The following is an 18,811-nucleotide window of genomic DNA, read 5'->3' as shown; positions in this document are numbered from 1 at the left end:
GGCGACCGGATCGCGGCGCATCGAAGGCCGCACTGATTTGGATCAATTGTTTGTACCGAGGACGGAATTTTCCGTCCTCTTTTTATTTGTCTTGCCATGAAATCCGGCGCATCCCTTGTGCATGCGGGATGGCACGCGGATTGCTAGATTGAAGATTGAGTAGAAGCGGCTAGCCGTCGATCCGGACACCATCGACTGTGGGGCATTGCTCGTGACGCTATCGGACACGCCGATAGCTCCTGTAACTTATGGGACACGAGAAATGCCGCAACGCTCTCTTTCTTTTTTCAGCCGGTTTGTACTTGCTGCAACTCCGGCGCTTCCCATTCTCCCCGACGTTTTCCACCGCCTGTTGTCAAGCCGCGCCATCGCGCAGCAGCGACCGGCTGGCGCGCGCTATCTGATTTTTTCAAACAACGACACCCACCTGAAAGGAAGGCCATGAGTAAGCAAACGTCGAGCAAGCGAACATCCCTCATCCGCATCGCCGCAGCATTGATCGGCGCCATCGCATTGCAGGCTGCCGCGACCGCGCAAGCGCAGGAAAAGGTCACGCTGTTGAGCAACTGGTATGCGCAGGCCGAACACGGCGGTTTCTACCAGGCGGTCGCCAAGGACATCTACAAGAAGTACGGATTGGACGTCACCATCAAGATGGGCGGTCCGCAAGTCAACAACATGCAGATACTCGCCGCCGGCCAGGCCGATTTCAGCATGGGCTACGACTTCACGGTGCTCAAGGGCATCGAGCAGGGCTTGCCGCTGGTGACCGTCGGCACCTCCTTCCAGTCCGATTTGCAAGGCATGATGACGCACGCCGACGTGCCCGGCCTGGCGGCGTTGAAGGACAAGACCATCCTGGTCGCCGGTTCCGGCCAGTCGAGCTGGTGGCCGTGGCTGAAGGCCAAGTACGGCTACACCGATGCGCAATCGAAGGCATACACCTTCAACCTGCAACCGTTCTTTGCCGACCCCAACACCGTGCAGCAGGCTTATCCGTCGTCGGAATTGTTCCAGGCTGAGAAAGCCGGCACCAAGGCCAACTTCTTCCTCTTCGCGCAGGACGGCTATCCGCCTTACGGCACCACCATCATCACCTTGCAGAAGATGGTGGCGACCAAGCCCGACCTGGTCAAGCGCTTCGTCAAGGCATCCGCCGAAGGCTGGAAGAGCTATCTTGAAGATCCCGCTCCCGCCAATGCGCTCATCAAGCAGGACAACAAGAGCATGACCGATGAGCAACTGGCCTATGCCCTGCAAAAACTCAAAGAGCTCAAAGTGGTCACCGGCGGCGACGCCGCCAAGCAAGGCATCGGCATCATGACCGACGAACGCTGGAAGAAGACCTACGACACCATGGTCGCTACCGGTCTGCTCAAGGCCGACGTCGACTGGCATAAGGCGTACACCACGCAGTTCGTCAAGGACATGCATGTGATGCCTTGACGGTTGCAGAAAGAGAAGCCGTCATTCCCGCGAATGCGGGAATCCAGCGTCGTGTTCCAACTGCGGGTAACGACACTGGGTCCTCGCGTTCTCGAGGACGACGGTGATGATGTCGCGGACATAGATGGAACCCACAGCGTGAGGACGCCATGATTCTCTACACACCACCCAAGACGGCGCAGCGTTTGCCGGTCATCGATTTCGCCGATGCGTTTGCGGACGACATCGGCAAGCGCGAAGCGGTCGCCTGGGAAATCCACAAGATCGCCCGCGACGTCGGCTTCTTCTACCTGGTGAACCACGGTGTGCCGCAAAGCCTGGTCGACGGCCAGTTCGACTGGGCGCGGCGTTTCTTCGCTGCGCCCGACGCGGAGAAGCGCGCGGTCGACATGTCGCTGTCGCCGGCCGGTTTCGGCTATGAGCGCATGGGCACGCAGGCGCTCGACGATGGTCCGACCGACCTCAAGGAGGGTTTTCAGTTCGGCACCGATTTGCCGCCCGATCATCCTTATGTGCGGCAGGGCGTGCTGCGCTATGGGCATAACCTGTGGCCGCGGGGGCTGCCTGCCATGCGCGAGCATGCGCAGCAATATCACGCCGCCATGAGCGCGCTGTCGCGTCGCCTGCTGTCGATCATCGCGCTGTCGCTGCAATTGCCGGAAGGGTTCTTCGACTTCGCGCTGAGAACCCCGATCGCCACGCAACGCATGCTGCACTACCCGCCGCAGCCGGCCCAGGCGCAGCACAACCAGATCGGCGCCGGCGCGCATACCGACTGGGGGCTGGTCACCATCCTGGCGCAGGATGACGTCGGCGGCCTCGAAGTCTGCAACGCCGACGGCGACTGGGTGCGCGCCACACCGTTGCACGGCAGTTTCGTGGTCAATATCGGCGACCTGCTGCAGCGCTGGAGCAACGACATCTATCACAGCAATCCGCATCGCGTGCGCAACGACAACCCGGTGCCGCGCTATTCGCTGCCGTTCTTCATGGACGGCGACCACGCGGTGACGGTGGCTTGCCTGCCGTCGTGCTGTTCCGACGAGAACCCGGCGCGCTACGCGCCCTGCACCATCGGCGAATACCTGGCACAGAAGGTGCAGGAAACCTTTGGCGCCGCCAGCGTGCTTGCCGCCGCGTCATGACGTGAATTGTGCCGGCGAAGGCGACCATGATGGCGCGCCGGCCGGTTGGCCATGTCCGCGCGACAAGCCGGGCGTGGCTGGTTTTAAAGGAGTTGTACGATGTTGGTGACAAAACAAAAAGTCTTGCGCAAGTTCTGGTATGCGGTCATGCCGATTTCCATGCTGGAAGACGGTCCCAAGCCATTCACGCTGCTGGGCGAGAACATCGTGGTCTGGCTCAAGTCGCCGGGCAAACCGGCGGCTTTGCAGGATCGCTGCTGCCACCGCACCGCGAAACTGTCCAAGGGCTTCGTCGAGGACGGCAATATCGTTTGCGGCTACCACGGCTGGACCTTCGATTGTTCCGGCGCTTGCGTGCGGGTGCCGCAAAATACCGACGGCGCCGCGCCGGCTGGCGCGATGGTGCAGTCGTATTACTGCGAAGAGCGCTACGGCTATGTCTGGGTCGCGCTGGAGAAGCCGCTGCGCGACATTCCGTTCTTCCCGGAAGAGGCCACGCCCGGTTACCGCCGCATCTTCCAGTTCTACGAACGCTGGGAAACCAGCGCGCTGCGCATGATGGAGAATTCCTTCGACAATTCGCACTTCAGCTATGTGCATCGCGGCACCTTCGGGCTGTACGACCAGCCCAAGCCCGAGAAGTATGAAATCAACGAAACCGACTACGGCTTCGAAGCCGAAACATTGGTGCCGATCAAGAACGTGCCGGCCAGCTATCGCGTCACCGGCACCACCGACGACACCACCATGCGCCACATGTTCAACCGCTGGTATCTGCCGTTCTCGCGCCGGTTCGGTTGCCAGTATCCGAGTTCGGGACGTCATCACATCATTTACAACTGCGCCACGCCGATCGACGACGGTTCCATCATGCTGGCGCAATGGCTGTATCGCAACGACACCGAAGAAGACTGCGCGGAAGCCGAGCTGATCGCCTGGGATGCCCCGATCCTGGTGGAGGACCGCGAGATTCTCGAAGCCACCGATCCGGACGCCTGCATCGACGTGCGCCGCAAGCAGGAGTTCCACATGGCGTCCGATCGTCCGGGCCTGATCATGCGCCGCATGCTGTTGCAGTTGCTGGAAGAGCATGGCGAGACTGAAGTTTTCCGCAGCAACGATTAACTCACCATCGAGGCAGGGAGCAATGATGAAACGAGACGATCAGGCAATGTCGCAACTGGCGGCATTGGAGCAGGGCGTTGTGGACCCGGAGGCGGTACTGAGCGCGCAGCGGGTGGAGAAGACTTACCGCAGCGGCACGCGCGCGCTGGACGAAGTCAGGCTGGACATCAGGCGCGGCGAGTTCGTTTCATTGCTCGGCCCGTCCGGCTGCGGCAAGAGCACCCTGCTCAAGATGTTCGCCGGACTGGAAGAACCGTCGCACGGCCACATCCGCTGGTGGGGCAAGAGCCTGGCGACGGTCGGCGCATCGGACCATACGCTGGCGATGGTGTTCCAGGAAGCGACACTGATGCCGTGGGCTTCGGTCGCGCAGAACGTGCGCCTGCCGCTGGATCTCAGGCGCATGCCGCGCGCCGAAAGCGACGTGCGGGTACAGGATGCGCTCAGGCTGGTGGGCCTGGACCGCTTCCACGAGGCCTATCCGCGCGAGCTGTCGGGCGGCATGCAGATGCGCGCCTCGATTGCGCGCGCGCTGGCGACGCGGCCGAACCTGTTGCTGATGGATGAACCGTTCGGCGCGCTCGACGAGTTCACGCGCAACAAGCTCGACGCCGACTTGCGCGAGATCTGGAGCCGGCAAGACCTGACCGTGGTGTTCGTCACGCACAGCATTTATGAAGCGGTGTATTTGTCGAGCCGGGTGGTGGTGATGGCGGCGCGGCCGGGGCGCGTGATCGCGGACGTGCCGATCGAAGCGCCCGGCGCCGGCGGCATGCGCGACGACGCTTTTCGTATTTCGCAGGAGTTCATGGGCTATTGCAAAGTGCTGTCCGATTATCTGACGCTGGCCAATCGGGAAGGAGGCGCGAATGACGCCCTTGATCACTAATCCGAAATTCCTGCGCGTCGCCGCGCCGTTCACCATCGGCGTGACGTTGCTGCTGGCGTGGCAATTGATTTGCACGGGGCTGGAAGTGCCGGTGTATCTGGTGCCGACGCCCGCGGTGATCGCCAAGACGCTGGTGGCGGACTGGGGCCTGCTGTCGGACGCGCTGCTGGTGACGCTGAAGATCACCTTCATGGCCTTCGCACTGTCGGTGCTGCTCGGCGTGGCGATCGCCTTCGTATTCGTGCAAAGCCGTTTCATCGAAGCCAGCTTTTTCCCGTATGCGATCATCCTGCAGGTGACGCCGGTCGTCGCGATCGCGCCGCTGATCATCATCTGGGTCAAGGAGCCGACGTTCGCGCTGGTGATCTGCGCCACCATCATGGCGCTGTTTCCGATCATCTCGAACACCACGCTGGGATTGCGCAGCGTCAATCCGGGTTTGCTGAATCTGTTCAAGCTGAACAAGGCGTCGCGCTGGCAGACCTTGCGCCGCTTGCGCATCCCCAGCGCCCTGCCCTATTTCTTCGGCGGCTTGCGGATTTCCAGCGGGCTGGCGCTGATCGGGGCGGTGGTGGCGGAGTTCGTGGCTGGCACCGGCGGCACCGGATCGGGGCTGGCCTACCAGATATTGCAAGCGGGCTTCCAGTTGAACATCCCGCGTTTGTTTGCGGCGCTGTTCCTGATTACGGCAACCGGGATTCTGTTGTTCCTCGCCATGATGGTCTTGTCGCGCATGGCGCTGGCCGGCTGGCATGAAAGTGAACTTGGATAAGGCAATGACAAATTCTTTTCTGATCACCAATCTCGACGCCATCATGACGGGTTTGTCCGGCGCGGCTGCCCGCCATGCCGGTCCCGATATCCGCGTGGCCGACGGCGTCATTGGCGCCATCGGCAAACTGTCGCCGTTGCCGGGCGAAGCCGTTGTCGACGCCGCCGACTGCATTGCGTATCCATCGTGGGTGAACACGCATCATCATCTGTTCCAGTCCATGCTCAAGGGCGATCCGGCCGGCATCGACGCGTCGCTGACGCCGTGGCTGGCGGCGACGCCGTATCGCTACCGGGCAAAGTTCGACGAGAAGCTGTTCCGCCTGGCGGCGCGCATCGGCCTGGTCGAACTGATGCGTTCCGGTTGCGGTACGGTCGCGGACCACAACTATCTGTACTATCCCGGCATGCCCTACGACACCTCGGCCATCCTGTTTGAAGAAGCCGACGCGCTCGGCCTGCGTTTCGTCCTGTGCCGCGGCGGCGCCACGCAGACGCGCCAGCTCGAAGCCGAACTGCCGACGGCGCTGCGGCCGGAAACACTGGATGGCTACCTGGCCGACATGGAGCGCCTGATCAAGCTGTACCACGACCCGTCGCCCGCAGCGATGCGCCGCGTGGTGATGGCGCCAACCACGCCGCTGTATTCGGCCACGCCGGAAGAACTGCGCACCATGGCCGGCTTCGCCCGTCGCGCCGGCGTGCGTCTGCACAGCCATCTGTCGGAAACCGTCGGCTATCAGGACACCGCGCACGACAAGCATTGCTGCACGCCGGTGGAATTCGCCGAACGCTGCGACTGGCTCGGCGACGACGTCTGGTTCGCGCATCTGGTCAAGCTCGATATGTCGGAAATCGCCTTGCTCGGCAAGACCGGCACCGGCATCGCCCATTGTCCGCAAAGCAACGGCCGGCTCGGCAGCGGCATCGCGCCGATCCGCCAGTTGGAAGAGGCCGGCGTGCCGATTTCCATCGGCGTCGACGGCGCGGCCTCCAACGAAGCGGCCGACATGGTGTCGGAAACCCATGCCGCCTGGCTGATGCAGCGCGCCCGGCGCGGACAGGAAGCGAAGCCGTCCTATGCCGGCGGCGAGTTCGAGGGCGGCGCCGATGCGGCGACCGTGGAAGACGTGGTGCGGTGGGGCACGACCGGCGGCGCCAGGGTGCTGGGTCTGGGCGGCATTGACGGCTTGCGGGTCGGACAACAGGCGGATATTGCCTTGTACCGCCTCGACGATCCGCGGTATTTCGGTTTGCACGACCCCGCGCTGGGGCCGGTGGTGGCTGGCGGCCGTCCTTATCTCAAGGCCCTGTACGTGGCCGGCAAGGCCGTGGTCGAGGACGACGCCATCCCGGGCGTCGATCTGGCTGCGCTGGGACGGCAGGCGCGCGAGGCCACCCGGCGCTTGCTGGCGACGGATTAATTCCGGGGCAAACCAGGACCGGCAGCTTGGGGCGGCGCGGTAAAACTGCTAAAATGCCGGGCATGATCAAGCGACGCAACACCCCTCCCGCCGACCCCTCCGACGCTGCCGCCGCTGCGCCGGAATCCGCCGATATTGCAGAAAACACCGAAAGTCCCGCGCCGCTCAAGGCCGAGCTGGACCTGACCAATCATTTCCTGATAGCAATGCCGTCGATGCTGGACCCGATTTTCGGCGGCACGGTCGTGTACCTGTGCGAACACAATCAGAACGGCGCGCTCGGCGTCGTCATCAACAAGCCGACCGACATGACCATGGATGTCCTGTTCGATCGCATCAATCTCAAACTCGAAATCGTCCACGACTCGCCCGATGCCGCGCCCGAGCTGTATCGCAGCCCGGTGATGTTCGGCGGCCCGGTGCAGGTCGAACGCGGCTTCGTGCTGCATACGGCGATGGATCAGTTTTCGTCGACCTTGCAGGTGACCGAGGGCATTTCGCTGACCACTTCCAAGGATGTGCTGGAAGCCGTGGCGCATGGCGACGGTCCGCAGCAGGTGCTGGTCAGCCTCGGTTGTTCGGGCTGGAGCGCCGGGCAACTGGAGGAAGAACTCGGCCGCAACGGCTGGCTGACGGTCAAGGCCGATCCTTCCATCATTTTCGACTTGCCGGTGGAGCAACGTTTTACCGCGGCACTGGCCTTGCTGGGTATCGACCCGGTCATGCTCAGCGGCGACTTCGGCCGGGCCTGAGCGAGACTACGTGGAAACGCTCCTGGCCTTCGACTTTGGCTTAAAGCGCATCGGCGTGGCAATCGGCAATACCTTGATCAAGCAAGCCCAGCCGCTGACCATCATCAGCGCCGCCACCAACGATGCCAGATTCGCCGAACTCGGCAAGCTGATCGACGAATGGACGCCGACGCGCTGCATCGTCGGCCTGCCCAGCCATCCCGACGGCGCCGAGCACGAAATGACCGTGCGCTGCCGCCGCTTCGCCAACCAGTTGCATGGACGCTTCGGCGTCGAGACGGTGCTGGTGGACGAGCGCTATTCTTCCGCCGTGATCGAACAGCGCCGCGGCGAGCACATCGACGCCGAGGCGGCCGCCATTATTTTGCAGCAATATTTTGACGACACCCATGAGCACAACTAACACTCCTCTACCGCCGCTTGACGCAGAAGCGCTGTATCGCAAGCTGGCGCAGCAAGTCGAAGCGGGCCTGCAAGGCGCAGAGCAGGTCGCCATCGTCGGCATCCACTCGGGCGGCGCCTGGCTGGCGGAACGCCTGGCCGCCGAGCTGCAACTGAACGACCGGCTCGGTTTCATCGACGTGTCTTTCTATCGCGACGACTTCGCCGAGAAAGGCTTGCGCGCCGACGTCAAGCCGAGCCAGATCGGCTTCGACGTGGAAGGCGCGACCATCGTGCTGGTCGACGACGTGCTCTACACCGGGCGCACCACGCGCGCCGCGATCAACGAACTGTTCGACTACGGCCGTCCGGCGCGCATCCTGCTGGCCGCGCTGGTGGACCGCGGCGGCCGCGAACTGCCGATTGCCGCCGACTTCCTGGCCGAGACGATCACGCTCGCCGACAACCAATCCCTGCATCTGCAACGCGCCGACGACGGCCGATTTTCCCTGACGGTGGTCCATGCTTAATCCACAACTGAACAAGAACGGCGAACTGCAACACCTGCTGACCATCGAAGGTCTGCCCAAGGCAATCGTCACCAACATCCTCGACACGGCATCTTCCTTCGTCAGCATCGGCGACCGCGAAGTGAAGAAGGTGCCGCTGATGCGCGGCAAGAGTGTGTTCAACCTGTTTTTCGAGAACTCCACGCGTACCCGCACCACCTTCGAGATCGCCTCGAAGCGCCTGTCGGCCGACGTGATCAACCTGAATATTTCGGCCTCGAGCGCCAGCAAGGGCGAGTCGCTGCTCGACACTATCGACAACCTGGCGGCGATGCACGCCGACATGTTCGTGGTGCGCCATTCGCAATCGGGCGCGCCTTACCTGATCGCCAAGCACCTGATCGACACGAAGCAATCGCACGTGCACGTGGTCAACGCCGGCGACGGCCGTCATGCGCATCCGACGCAGGGGCTGCTGGACATGTACACGATCCGTCACTACAAGAAAGATTTCACCAACCTGCGCGTGGCGATTGTCGGCGACATCCTGCACAGCCGCGTGGCGCGTTCCGACATCCACGGTTTGACGACATTGGGTGTGCCGGAAGTGCGCGCCATCGGTCCGCGCACACTGCTGCCGAACGGATTGGAGCAGATGGGCGTGCGCGTCTTCCACAACATGGAAGAGGGTTTGAAGGACGTCGACGTCATCATCATGCTGCGCCTGCAGAACGAGCGCATGAGCGGCGCCTTGCTGCCGTCGGCGCAGGAATTCTTCAAGAGCTACGGCCTGACTCCCGAGCGCCTGGCGCTGGCCAAGCCGGACGCCATCGTGATGCACCCGGGGCCGATGAACCGCGGCGTCGAAATCGACTCGGCCGTGGCCGACGGCTCGCAAGCCGTGATCCTGCCGCAGGTGACCTTCGGCATCGCGGTGCGCATGGCGGTGATGAGCATCGTGGCGGGTAATTAATTTATTAGTGCAAACAGGACTGACGCAAAATTATCCTAGCTAGGCGTGCCGACGCAGGCAGTACTGCAAGTACGACTAGGAGGCATAACGACGCTGGGGCGGTTTTGCCTCAGTCCCAACGCGGACAAGAGTGGAATAGCGCATGAAACTGCATATCAAGAACGGCCGGCTGATCGATCCCGCCAACAACATCGACGCGCAACAAGACGTGTTCATCGCCGCCGGCAAGGTGGTCGGCATCGGCAAGGCGCCGGCCGACTTCACGGCCAACAAGACCATCGACGCGGCCGGCCTGGTGGTGGCGCCCGGCCTGGTCGACCTGAGCGCGCGCCTGCGCGAGCCGGGCTACGAATACAAGGCGACGCTGGAATCCGAAATGCAGGCCGCCATGCAGGGCGGCGTCACCAGCCTGCTGTGCCCGCCCGACACCGACCCGGTGCTGGACGAACCCGGCCTGGTCGAAATGCTCAAGCACCGCGCCAAGTCGCTCAATCAGGCGCACGTGTATCCGCTGGGCGCGCTGACCGCCGGCCTCAAAGGCAAGGCGTTGACCGAAATGGCCGAGCTGACCGAAGCCGGGTGCGTCGGTTTTTCTCAGGCCGATGAGCCTATCCTCGACACCACGGTGCTGCTGAGTGCGCTGCAATACGCCAAGACCTTCGACTACACCGTGTGGCTGCGCCCCCAGGATCCGCACCTCGGCCGCAACGGCATCGCGCACAGCGGCCCGGCCGCGTCGCGCCTCGGTTTGTCCGGGGTGCCGGTGATGTCGGAAACGGTTGCGCTCTACACCATCTTCGAACTGGTGCGTTCAACCCGCGCACGCGTCCATCTGTGCCGGATGTCGTCGGCTGCAGGCCTGGAACTGGTGCGTGCGGCCAAGCGAGAAGGCTTGCCGATTACCTGCGATGTCGGTGCGCACCACATTCATTTGTCCGACATGGACATCGGTTTTTTCGATTCCAACGCGCGCGTCAATCCGCCCTTCCGTTCGCAACGCGACCGCGATGCCATCCGCGCGGCGTTGCTGGACGGCACCATCGACGCGATCTGTTCCGACCATACGCCGGTGGATGACGACGAGAAGCTGCTGCCGTTCGGCGAAGCATCGCCGGGCGCCACCGGTCTGGAATTGCTGCTGTCGCTGTCGCTGAAGTGGGCGGAAGAAGCTGGGGTAAGCGAGGCCGACGGCCTCGGCAAGGCGATCGCCAAGGTCACCGCCGATGCGGCGCGCGTGGCGGGGTTGCCGGCCGGCAGCCTGAAGGTCGGCGATGTTGCCGACGTCTGCATTTTCGATCCGAAGACGCGCTGGACGGTGGAGGCCAAGGCGCTGGCCAGCCAGGGCAAGCACACGCCCTTCCTCGGCTACGAATTGAGCGGCCAGGTCAAGACGACCATCGTCGCCGGCCACGTTGCGTTCGAACGCTAGGCGGGGACGATGTTTTTTCGCGTGTTGCGTCTGGTGGCGCATCTGTTTCTCGGCATGGCGATCTGCGCTTTCATTTTCCCGTGGATCGGTCCGACCGGCAGGGAAGGCCACATCCGTCGCTGGTCGCGCCGGTTGCTGGGCATTTGCGGCATTCAGGTAGTGATTCGCCAACTGGCTGGCACACCCGCGCCGCCAAGAGCGTTGATCATCGCCAACCACATTTCATGGCTCGATATTTTCGTGGTCAACTCCATGCAGCCGTGTCGCTTCGTGGCGAAATCGGACATCCGCAGTTGGCCTTTCATCGGCTGGCTGTGTGCCAAGACCGGCACCATTTTCATCTCGCGCGGCAAGGCCAGCGACGTGCGACGCATTTTCAAGGGGCTGGTGGACAGCATCGAAGCGGGCGACCGGGTGGCTTTTTTTCCTGAAGGAACAACGGCGGCGCAAGGAAATCTGCTGCCTTTCCATGCCAACCTGTTCGAAGCCGCGATCGATGCCAAGGTGCCGGTGCAGCCGTACGCGTTGCGCTACCTGGATGCACAGGGGCAATACCATCCGGCCGCCGACTTCATCGGCGAGACGACGATCATCGAGAGCATCCTGGCGATTTTGAAGGCACGTTCGATGACGGCGGAACTGATGCAATTGCAGGCGATTCCAAGCACTGGCGCGCATCGGCGCGAGTTGGCAGTCGCCGCACGCAAGGTAATCGCGGACGGACTTGGCTATGTGCCGGAAGAGCTCAGCCGTGCCGCTGTGCCTGCGGACAATCCACCTGGAACAGCGCCCGATCCTCAAGCCGCACCGCAGTAAGCTTGCCGCCCCAGACGCAGCCGGTATCCAGGCCGATCAGGTTCGGCCGTAACGTCAGACCCAGCGCCGACCAGTGGCCGAAGACGCAAGTGACGTCGGCGGTTTTGCGGCCTGGCATGTCGAACCACGGCACATAACCTGGTGGCGCGGCGCCGGCGCCTTCCTTGATCTTGAAATCAATACCGCCGTCGGGGGTGCAGAAGCGGATGCGCGTGAGCGTGTTGACGATGCAGCGCAGGCGGTCGTAGCCCTGCAGGTTATCGTCCCAGTGGATGGGCTCGTTGCCGTACATATGGCGGAGAAAGTCGACCCAGTTCGGTCCGCGCAGCATGGTTTCGACCTCATGAGCGAGCGACATGACCTTGGGTGCATCCCATTCCGGCAATACACCGGCGTGGAATAACAGATTGCCTTGTTCGAACAGGGCCAGGGGACGATGACGCAGCCAGTCGAGCAGTTCGTCGCGATCGGGGGCGGTGAGGATGTCTTGCAGGGTGTCGGTGGGGTGGAGGGGGCGGATGCCTTGGGAGACGGCGAGCAGATGGAGGTCGTGGTTGCCCAGCACTACTTCGGCGTGATCGCCGAGCGAACGGATATGGCGAAGCGTTGCCAAGGATTGCGGGCCGCGGTTGATGAGGTCGCCGACGAAAATAAGCCGTGTTATTGTTGACGATTCTGAGAGAAATCTTAAAAGCGAGCTTAATTGAAACTGGCATCCTTGTATGTCGCCTATAGCATAGGTCTTTATTATGTTCATGTTTTATGCGTTCTGTTGCAAAAAAATTGAAGTTTAGTCTCAAAGGAAGCGAACGAGGTGCTGGAGATAATAAGTTTCAAAGCGCGATGGATGAGCTACTACATATTCTTCTGTGTATGTTTACGTGAAGTCCTTCATAGCGCACGTTTTGGGCATCGAGACCGAGGGATCTTTCGGGGCGGAGCCGCGAAAAGCCCCGTTTCCCCGACGAGGCTCGTTGTAAAATACGCCTTTGCTTAATTTCTCATTGCTTTTGTGTAATATTTTGCGTGTGGCCGCCTAGCTGGTTGACGCGCTAATACTAGTGCGAGTCGCATATTTGAGCGATCTTTTGGAGGCGCATTTAATGAAAGTCATCGTACTTGGTATTACCGGTATGCTAGGGAACGCCATGTTTAGGTTTCTTGCCGCGAATAAGTCGTTGGGAGTATATGGTACTGCCCGTAGCGCCAATGCAAAGCGTTTTTTTTCCAGTGAGATGCATGATCGTATCCTCTATGGCGTTGACGTGGAAAGTCAGGATTCTTTAATCAAAGTTTTTGACGAGGTGCGCCCTCAAGTCATCATCAATTGCGTGGGACTTGTAAAGCAACTTGCAGAGTCGGCAAACCCGCTCCAAGCTGTACCTATCAATACATTGTTACCGCATCGTCTGCGTGCGCTGGGCAAGATGATTGGCGCCAGAGTTATTCATATTAGTACGGACTGTGTTTTTTCGGGGGCAAAGGGAGGGTACAAGGAAGCAGACTTCCCTGATGCAGATGATTTGTACGGACGAACCAAATTGTTGGGTGAGTTGCACGATGTTGGCGCTATTACATTGCGGACATCCATCATTGGCCGAGAATTAAGCTCGGCTAATAGTCTTATCGGGTGGTTCTTGGCCCAAAATGGCACAGTAAGCGGTTATACGAAGGCCATATTTTCTGGCTTACCTACCGTTGAGTTGGCGCGTGTCGTACGCGATTATGTCTTGCCGAACAGTGAATTGCATGGCTTGTATCATGTCGCCGCACAGCCGACGAATAAGTATGATTTGCTTCAGATTGTGACGCAGGTATATGGCAAAGAAATTACCATCGTCCCCTCGGAGGCGGTGTGTATTGATCGCTCGCTTGATGCAACCAAGTTTTTCGATGCCACGGGATATGTTTCACCAGACTGGGTTACGTTAGTGAAGCGCATGCATGAATTTAATTGATTTGGGGAAAGTGGAAATGTTTTCGAATAAAGTTTTAATGATTACCGGTGGAACTGGTTCGTTCGGCAATGCAGTATTGAAGCGTTTCCTTAGAACTAGCGTGCGCGAAATTCGAATCTTCAGCCGCGACGAAAAAAAGCAAGAAGATATGAGAATCGCTTTTAACGACCCCAAATTGAAATTTTATATCGGCGACGTTCGCAACTATGACGGCGTGTACGAGGCGATGCAAGGCGTCGACTATGTATTCCACGCGGCAGCACTTAAGCAAGTGCCTTCTTGCGAATTTTATCCAATGGAAGCTGTTAGGACTAACATCCTCGGAGCGGAAAATGTGATGAACGCAGCTATTGCAAATCGTGTCGGCCGCGTTGTCGTTCTCAGCACCGACAAGGCTGTCTACCCCATCAACGCTATGGGAATTTCCAAGGCTATGATGGAAAAACTGATGGTCGCAAAATCAAGGATGCGCGGCGATGGCGAGACGGTATTGTGCGCGACGCGATATGGTAACGTGATGGCTTCACGTGGTTCGGTGATTCCTTTGTTTGTGGGGCAGATTAAGGAAGGTAAGGCGCTCACGATTACCGATCCGGCAATGACGCGTTTTCTTATGTCATTGGAAGATTCTGTTGACCTAGTGTTGCATGCATTTGAGCATGGTCGTCAAGGAGATATTTTTGTTCAAAAGGCCCCTGCGTCAACTGTTGAGGTATTGGCCAAGGCGTTGAATGGTTTGTTTGGCAAGAGCGATGATGTGCGCGTTATCGGGACAAGGCATGGCGAAAAACTCTACGAGTCTTTGGTCTCTCGTGAAGAAATGTCTAAGGCTGAAGACATGGGGCGTTATTTTAGAATTTTGGCCGATAATCGTGATTTGAATTATGCGAAATTTTTCGTCGAAGGTGAAATCGAGATTGCCGCGCTTGACGACTATACCTCTCACAATACAGAGAGGCTTGATGTAGAGGGCGTAAAAAAATTGCTGCTCAACTTGGATTTCATTCAGGAGCAGTTGAATGCTTAAGGTGATGACCATTGTTGGGACTCGCCCGGAACTGATCAAAATGTCTCGCGTAATTGCGGCATTGGACGAGTCGACTAACCACATCTTGGTGCATACAGGGCAAAATTTTGACTATGAGCTCAATCAGGTGTTTTTTGATGAGCTTGGCATTCGTAAGCCTAATTACTTCTTGGGTGTGGTCGGTGCTAATGCCGCGCAGACGATTGCCCGGGTAATTGAGAAATCTGACGAGGTTTTCGAAATTGAAAAACCCGATGCCCTACTGCTGTATGGGGATACGAATTCTTGCCTATCGATCATTGCCGCTAAGCGTCGAAAAATTCCGGTTTTTCACATGGAAGCGGGCAATCGTTGCTTTGATCAGCGAGTACCCGAAGAGTTGAATCGTAAAGTAGTTGATCATCTTAGCGATATTAATCTGGTATTGACGGAGCATGCTCGCAGATATTTGCTCGATGAGGGCTTGCCCGGAGAGCGCATCATTAAATCCGGCTCGCACATGCAGGAAGTGCTGGAGCATTTTTCACCGCAAATCGAGCAATCAGATATTCTCGATCGGCTTGAATTGGTAGCTGGGAAATATTTTCTAGTGAGTGCGCATCGGGAAGAAAACGTTGACTCGCCTGAGAATCTGACTGACTTGTTGGAGACTCTTCAAGCGTTGTTGCAGAAATATGATATGCCGGTGATTGTATCAACACATCCGAGAACCCGTCTGCGTCTTGAGAAGCTTGGTGTTGATGGTCTTGATAAACGGATACAGTTCCTTAAGCCTTTCGGGTTCTTTGACTATATCAAGCTGCAGATGGATGCATTTTGCATCCTTTCTGATAGCGGTACGATCACCGAAGAGGCCTCTTTGCTGAATCTACCGGCGATTACGATACGGCAGACTCATGAGCGTCCTGAGGGGATGGATCAGGGGACTTTGATCATGAGCGGACTGAAGGCTGAGCGAGTGCTGGAAGCCGTTGAAGTCACTGTGGTGCAATATTCAAAGAGCAAGTCCCGCAACCGGATTGTTCCGGACTATGAGGGGGGCTTGGTCTCTAAGAAAATTGTTAACATCGTTTTGAGCTACGTTGACTATATCAATCGAGTTGTATGGTCTAAAGCATAGCTTGTCGTTAGCAAAATCAGATTTTTCCGTCGGAGGTGTTTGAGTTTGTCAAGCACCTGTAGCCTTTTGCTGAATCCATTCAATTAACTCAATGATTGAAGAGCCTTTTTCCTCGATTATCGTTCCAACGTATAACCAGGCCGCTTTTATTTCTGCGGCTCTGGATAGTCTGCTCCATCAGACTGATCCCTCATGGGAGGCTATCGTTGTCAACGATGGCTCGACGGATGAGACTGCCGTGTTGGTGGAAGAATATGCTCAACGAGATTCTCGGATAAAACTGATCTCTCAAGCCAACGGGGGGGTGGCGGCCGCCCTCAATACAGGATTGCGCCATGCATGTGGCCAATGGCTTCATTGGCTGAGCTCCGATGATATATTCGAGCCGAACAAGCTCGAGGTCAATCGGCGGTGGAGCGAACAGCATCCCGATGCCAATTTCTTCTTTTCCTATTTTTCCCTGCTGAGGGATGCGACCGGTGAGTTGGATCGTCGTGACCTATGGGGGCCGGTGCCGCGGCCAGATGCACAGATACTTACGCTGTTTTATCGTAATTTTGTCAACGGTATTTCTATTTGTGTTCGGCGGACTGCCTGGGAGAAAGTAGGTGTTTTTGATAGCAGCCTACGGTATGCGCAGGACTACGATTTGTGGTTGCGTCTACTTCAACAGAATCAAGGGGTATTCATCCCCGAATGGACTGTAATCAGTCGCAATCATGCTGCACAAGGTTCTGAGGTTTTTCCTGACGCATGCTATTTTGATACCGCAAAAGCTGCAATTAGGTTTATCAATCAGCATTCGTTTTCAGAGCTTTTGCCCTTTGCCGATCTGGGGCAGAAAGAAGTAGCGCGCGATCTAATATCGTTAGCTCTTGAGGTAGCGTGTGATCGCACTTCTTTTATTTACTGTCTCGGAGCGCAGCCTGCATTCATGTTGCGTGTGCTGGAATGGGTGATTCCTCGTGAAAAAGTCGCGCGCCTGGAACGTCAAGAACTGGCAGAAATAGTTGTTCAGCGCATCCGAAAGATGGCACTGCAAGAAGACGGGGATGCATGGGGTTGGATGTGGTGTCAGTTGGCGTTCGCGGTTTCCGGACCAGATCTGGATTTTACTTACTCACCGCTGGATTATATCGGGTTGGCTCGGGGCGAGTGTTTTGAGCGGAAACATGGGCCTGCAGGTACAGAAGACGCACTGGTTGCCTATCTTGAAAAATTTGAGAACATTTTTGTTAAGCCAGATCTCGCCTGCAGCAGCCAACTGGAGAAAATTGTTTTTCAGGATGTAGTGGACGCTGACTTATCTTTCGTACGTTCTCTTGCGGGCCAATTGCTCGCGCGTGGTTATCGGGTATTGATCTTGGCGAATGGGGTTGGGGCGAGTTGGGCGTGGTTCGATAGCATTCCCGTACTTCGAAATACTGCTGCGGCCAAAGATACTCTTCCTTTGCTCGGAGAGGTCAATTTAGTTGTTCATGGAGGTAGCGCTCGGTCTATTTGGATCGATGCAATTGCGGCTGTGTCCATGTCATCTGATGGCGATAGTGGCACTAATGCGGACCGTATTGTCGCAATTCTGGATCGAGCAAAGTCGCCACACGACAAGCGTAAAGTCGTCTTTGTTCAGAGATCCATCTGGGGTGGGGGCGCTGAGCGCGTGGTTTGGAACTTGGTGCGCTATCTTGATCGTCAACGATATGCGCCGACCGTCGTAGTATTGCATGGAGAATGCCACCACACTGCCGTTTCTTATGCTTCGGATGTTTCACTACTTTCGTTGCGTAGTCCAACAGTGAAAGACTCCCTCATTGAGCATGTCATTGATATGCCGCCAGCTTCTGCCTGGGGGCGATTGGTATTGCTTGCCCGGTGTGCTTACCGTGGCGTCTCTCCTGATTGGCGTACTCGTTTGCGGTTGCAGGATGTGGTCCGCTTGGCGCGACGTGCAGTGCATGGCGTACGCCGCGCCCGGAATGTCTTGTGTGGCCTGCGAAGGGGAGAGCAGTTTCAGCATGAAGCTTGTTTTGATCGGGCGGCAAATCCCGCAGCGATTTTTCTTGATGCAATGAGCTCTCATCTGGTTGCTGCAGATCGCCTAGCCAGCGAGTTGTCGAAAAGTTTAAGCGATGATCAGGTTCTCATTACCGTAATGGAGGAGGCAGCAGTCGCCGCCTGGTTGGCGCAGGCGTGGCTAGATCAGCCGTTTATTGCTTCTTTACATACGTTTGAGTCTCGTTATTTTCCAATGATGTATCCAGGCAAAGGACGGTTTGATGCCGAGTATTGGAATTTTTCCCAAGCGGTCAGAAATGCATCCCAGGTCGTAACGCCGGGTGACGGCTGCGGCACTGACATTGCAACATACGTTGGGATGGATTCTCACAAAGTCAGGACAATTCCCAATCCAATTGACTGCGCGCGGATACGCCGCTTGTCCTCGGCGGAAGATTCTGATGCTATTCAGTGGAGGGATTCGTCGGAATTTTGTTTGGTGCATGTGGGCCGTCTCAGCGCGGAGAAAAACCATGGATTGCTTCTGGCGGCTTGTGCAGAACTGAAAGCGCGTGGTCGAATTTTCAGTCTTGCATGCATCGGTGATGGTATTGAGCGGGAGAATATTGCAAACGAAGTCGAGCGTTTGGAATTAGGTGAATATGTTAAGATCGCCGGCGGAAAAGATAACCCCTATCCTTGGATCAAGGCAGCAGATGTGCTGGTTCTCACATCCGAATTAGAAGCGTTTGCACTAGTGTTGGTCGAGGCCATGGTATGCGGTACATCCATTGTCTCCGTCGACTGTCCGACAGGACCGCGAGAGGTGCTTGCTAATGGCGAATTCGGCATCCTCACTTTGCCGGACCCGGTCAAGATAGCGGATGCTATCGAATGCCTAATGGATAATCCTGAAATAACGAATAAGTATATTTCGAAAGGATTTGAACGGGCAGAAATCTATGACGTCTCGAATGTGATTGATCAATGGGAGGCATTGATTGATCAACAGCCAAGTATTTCTCGAGAAAATTACGCCAATTAGTTTTTC

The 18,811-nt window shown here is 57.8% G+C and carries 18 protein-coding genes; 17 read left to right on the top strand and 1 reads right to left on the bottom strand.

Annotated elements, in window-relative coordinates:
- Nucleotides 1-262: 262 nt before the first annotated feature.
- The 13 genes from RV1423_RS29930 to RV1423_RS18130 all read left to right on the top strand — a co-directional run bounded on the left by RV1423_RS29930 (nucleotide 263) and on the right by RV1423_RS18130 (nucleotide 11,660).
- The gene (locus tag RV1423_RS29930; protein ID WP_155835154.1) at nucleotides 263-445 is read left to right on the top strand and encodes a hypothetical protein; all 183 of its coding nucleotides are present in this window, start codon (nucleotides 263-265) and stop codon (nucleotides 443-445) included.
- A complete protein-coding gene (locus RV1423_RS18185; RefSeq protein WP_034299636.1) occupies nucleotides 442-1,446 on the top strand; it encodes an ABC transporter substrate-binding protein in 1,005 nt (334 codons plus the stop codon). The genes RV1423_RS29930 and RV1423_RS18185 overlap by 4 nt, the downstream gene beginning before the upstream one ends.
- Before the next feature lie 149 nt (nucleotides 1,447-1,595).
- Nucleotides 1,596-2,591, top strand: a complete 996-nt coding sequence (locus RV1423_RS18180; protein WP_034299633.1) for an isopenicillin N synthase family oxygenase — start codon at nucleotides 1,596-1,598, stop codon at nucleotides 2,589-2,591.
- A gap of 99 nt (nucleotides 2,592-2,690) precedes the next feature.
- Nucleotides 2,691-3,716 (top strand): aromatic ring-hydroxylating dioxygenase subunit alpha, encoded by a 1,026-nt coding sequence (locus tag RV1423_RS18175; protein ID WP_034299630.1) that lies wholly within the window; start codon nucleotides 2,691-2,693, stop codon nucleotides 3,714-3,716.
- A 25-nt stretch (nucleotides 3,717-3,741) separates the two neighbouring features.
- Nucleotides 3,742-4,605 (top strand): ABC transporter ATP-binding protein, encoded by an 864-nt coding sequence (locus RV1423_RS18170; RefSeq protein ID WP_034299690.1) that lies wholly within the window; start codon nucleotides 3,742-3,744, stop codon nucleotides 4,603-4,605.
- Nucleotides 4,586-5,377 carry an ABC transporter permease gene (locus RV1423_RS18165; protein ID WP_034299627.1) on the top strand — a complete coding sequence of 264 codons (792 nt, stop codon included), beginning with the start codon at nucleotides 4,586-4,588 and terminating at the stop codon, nucleotides 5,375-5,377. The genes RV1423_RS18170 and RV1423_RS18165 overlap by 20 nt, the downstream gene beginning before the upstream one ends.
- A gap of 4 nt (nucleotides 5,378-5,381) precedes the next feature.
- Nucleotides 5,382-6,800: an amidohydrolase family protein gene (locus tag RV1423_RS18160; RefSeq protein WP_034299625.1), complete on the top strand. Its 1,419-nt coding sequence runs from the start codon at nucleotides 5,382-5,384 to the stop codon at nucleotides 6,798-6,800.
- A gap of 53 nt (nucleotides 6,801-6,853) precedes the next feature.
- Nucleotides 6,854-7,552 (top strand): YqgE/AlgH family protein, encoded by a 699-nt coding sequence (locus RV1423_RS18155; RefSeq protein WP_034299622.1) that lies wholly within the window; start codon nucleotides 6,854-6,856, stop codon nucleotides 7,550-7,552.
- Nucleotides 7,553-7,562: 10 nt separating this feature from the next.
- Nucleotides 7,563-7,955, top strand: coding sequence for a Holliday junction resolvase RuvX (gene ruvX / locus RV1423_RS18150; protein ID WP_034299619.1), 393 nt, complete (start codon nucleotides 7,563-7,565; stop codon nucleotides 7,953-7,955).
- The gene (gene pyrR, locus RV1423_RS18145) at nucleotides 7,942-8,463 is read left to right on the top strand and encodes a bifunctional pyr operon transcriptional regulator/uracil phosphoribosyltransferase PyrR (protein WP_034299617.1); all 522 of its coding nucleotides are present in this window, start codon (nucleotides 7,942-7,944) and stop codon (nucleotides 8,461-8,463) included. Before ruvX ends, pyrR begins: the two co-directional genes overlap by 14 nt.
- Nucleotides 8,456-9,415 carry an aspartate carbamoyltransferase catalytic subunit gene (locus tag RV1423_RS18140; protein WP_034299614.1) on the top strand — a complete coding sequence of 320 codons (960 nt, stop codon included), beginning with the start codon at nucleotides 8,456-8,458 and terminating at the stop codon, nucleotides 9,413-9,415. The genes pyrR and RV1423_RS18140 overlap by 8 nt, the downstream gene beginning before the upstream one ends.
- A 142-nt stretch (nucleotides 9,416-9,557) precedes the next feature.
- Nucleotides 9,558-10,844, top strand: coding sequence for a dihydroorotase (locus RV1423_RS18135; RefSeq protein WP_034299611.1), 1,287 nt, complete (start codon nucleotides 9,558-9,560; stop codon nucleotides 10,842-10,844).
- Between the two features lie 9 nt (nucleotides 10,845-10,853).
- A complete protein-coding gene (locus tag RV1423_RS18130; protein WP_034299607.1) occupies nucleotides 10,854-11,660 on the top strand; it encodes a 1-acyl-sn-glycerol-3-phosphate acyltransferase in 807 nt (268 codons plus the stop codon).
- Here RV1423_RS18130 and RV1423_RS18125 read toward each other — a convergent pair.
- Nucleotides 11,590-12,408: a symmetrical bis(5'-nucleosyl)-tetraphosphatase gene (locus tag RV1423_RS18125; protein ID WP_081768887.1), complete on the bottom strand. Its 819-nt coding sequence runs from the start codon at nucleotides 12,406-12,408 to the stop codon at nucleotides 11,590-11,592. The genes RV1423_RS18130 and RV1423_RS18125 overlap by 71 nt on opposite strands.
- Before the next feature lie 355 nt (nucleotides 12,409-12,763).
- On the opposite strand from RV1423_RS18125, the gene RV1423_RS18120 reads away from it, so the two are divergent.
- From RV1423_RS18120 to RV1423_RS28595, 4 genes are all read left to right on the top strand, one after another.
- A complete protein-coding gene (locus RV1423_RS18120) occupies nucleotides 12,764-13,618 on the top strand; it encodes an SDR family oxidoreductase (RefSeq protein ID WP_034299603.1) in 855 nt (284 codons plus the stop codon).
- Between the two features lie 16 nt (nucleotides 13,619-13,634).
- A complete protein-coding gene (locus RV1423_RS18115; RefSeq protein ID WP_034299687.1) occupies nucleotides 13,635-14,645 on the top strand; it encodes a polysaccharide biosynthesis protein in 1,011 nt (336 codons plus the stop codon).
- Nucleotides 14,638-15,765, top strand: a complete 1,128-nt coding sequence (wecB, locus tag RV1423_RS18110) for a non-hydrolyzing UDP-N-acetylglucosamine 2-epimerase (protein WP_034299600.1) — start codon at nucleotides 14,638-14,640, stop codon at nucleotides 15,763-15,765. The genes RV1423_RS18115 and wecB overlap by 8 nt, the downstream gene beginning before the upstream one ends.
- Nucleotides 15,766-15,856: 91 nt before the next feature.
- Complete coding sequence (locus RV1423_RS28595) at nucleotides 15,857-18,805, top strand: glycosyltransferase (RefSeq protein WP_051516764.1); 2,949 nt, start codon at nucleotides 15,857-15,859, stop codon at nucleotides 18,803-18,805.
- Nucleotides 18,806-18,811: the final 6 nt, after the last annotated feature.

The sequence above is a fragment of the Herbaspirillum sp. RV1423 genome (assembly GCF_000577615.1).
Lineage (GTDB): Bacteria > Pseudomonadota > Gammaproteobacteria > Burkholderiales > Burkholderiaceae_D > Herbaspirillum.
The sequence above is the reverse complement of the archived record's forward strand: the minus strand, read 5'-3'. Positions and strand labels throughout refer to the sequence as shown.

What these genes read in the sequence shown, in the direction of transcription:
- RV1423_RS29930 (WP_155835154.1), top strand. Translation starts at nt 263, where the DNA reads ATGCCGCAACGCTCTCTTTCTTTTTTCAGCCGGTTTGTACTTGCTGCA.
- RV1423_RS18185 (WP_034299636.1), top strand. Translation starts at nt 442, where the DNA reads ATGAGTAAGCAAACGTCGAGCAAGCGAACATCCCTCATCCGCATCGCC.
- RV1423_RS18180 (WP_034299633.1), top strand. Translation starts at nt 1,596, where the DNA reads ATGATTCTCTACACACCACCCAAGACGGCGCAGCGTTTGCCGGTCATC.
- RV1423_RS18175 (WP_034299630.1), top strand. Translation starts at nt 2,691, where the DNA reads ATGTTGGTGACAAAACAAAAAGTCTTGCGCAAGTTCTGGTATGCGGTC.
- RV1423_RS18170 (WP_034299690.1), top strand. Translation starts at nt 3,742, where the DNA reads ATGAAACGAGACGATCAGGCAATGTCGCAACTGGCGGCATTGGAGCAG.
- RV1423_RS18165 (WP_034299627.1), top strand. Translation starts at nt 4,586, where the DNA reads ATGACGCCCTTGATCACTAATCCGAAATTCCTGCGCGTCGCCGCGCCG.
- RV1423_RS18160 (WP_034299625.1), top strand. Translation starts at nt 5,382, where the DNA reads ATGACAAATTCTTTTCTGATCACCAATCTCGACGCCATCATGACGGGT.
- RV1423_RS18155 (WP_034299622.1), top strand. Translation starts at nt 6,854, where the DNA reads ATGCCGGGCATGATCAAGCGACGCAACACCCCTCCCGCCGACCCCTCC.
- pyrR (WP_034299617.1), top strand. Translation starts at nt 7,942, where the DNA reads ATGAGCACAACTAACACTCCTCTACCGCCGCTTGACGCAGAAGCGCTG.
- RV1423_RS18140 (WP_034299614.1), top strand. Translation starts at nt 8,456, where the DNA reads ATGCTTAATCCACAACTGAACAAGAACGGCGAACTGCAACACCTGCTG.
- RV1423_RS18135 (WP_034299611.1), top strand. Translation starts at nt 9,558, where the DNA reads ATGAAACTGCATATCAAGAACGGCCGGCTGATCGATCCCGCCAACAAC.
- RV1423_RS18130 (WP_034299607.1), top strand. Translation starts at nt 10,854, where the DNA reads ATGTTTTTTCGCGTGTTGCGTCTGGTGGCGCATCTGTTTCTCGGCATG.
- RV1423_RS18120 (WP_034299603.1), top strand. Translation starts at nt 12,764, where the DNA reads ATGAAAGTCATCGTACTTGGTATTACCGGTATGCTAGGGAACGCCATG.
- RV1423_RS18115 (WP_034299687.1), top strand. Translation starts at nt 13,635, where the DNA reads ATGTTTTCGAATAAAGTTTTAATGATTACCGGTGGAACTGGTTCGTTC.
- wecB (WP_034299600.1), top strand. Translation starts at nt 14,638, where the DNA reads ATGCTTAAGGTGATGACCATTGTTGGGACTCGCCCGGAACTGATCAAA.
- RV1423_RS28595 (WP_051516764.1), top strand. Translation starts at nt 15,857, where the DNA reads ATGATTGAAGAGCCTTTTTCCTCGATTATCGTTCCAACGTATAACCAG.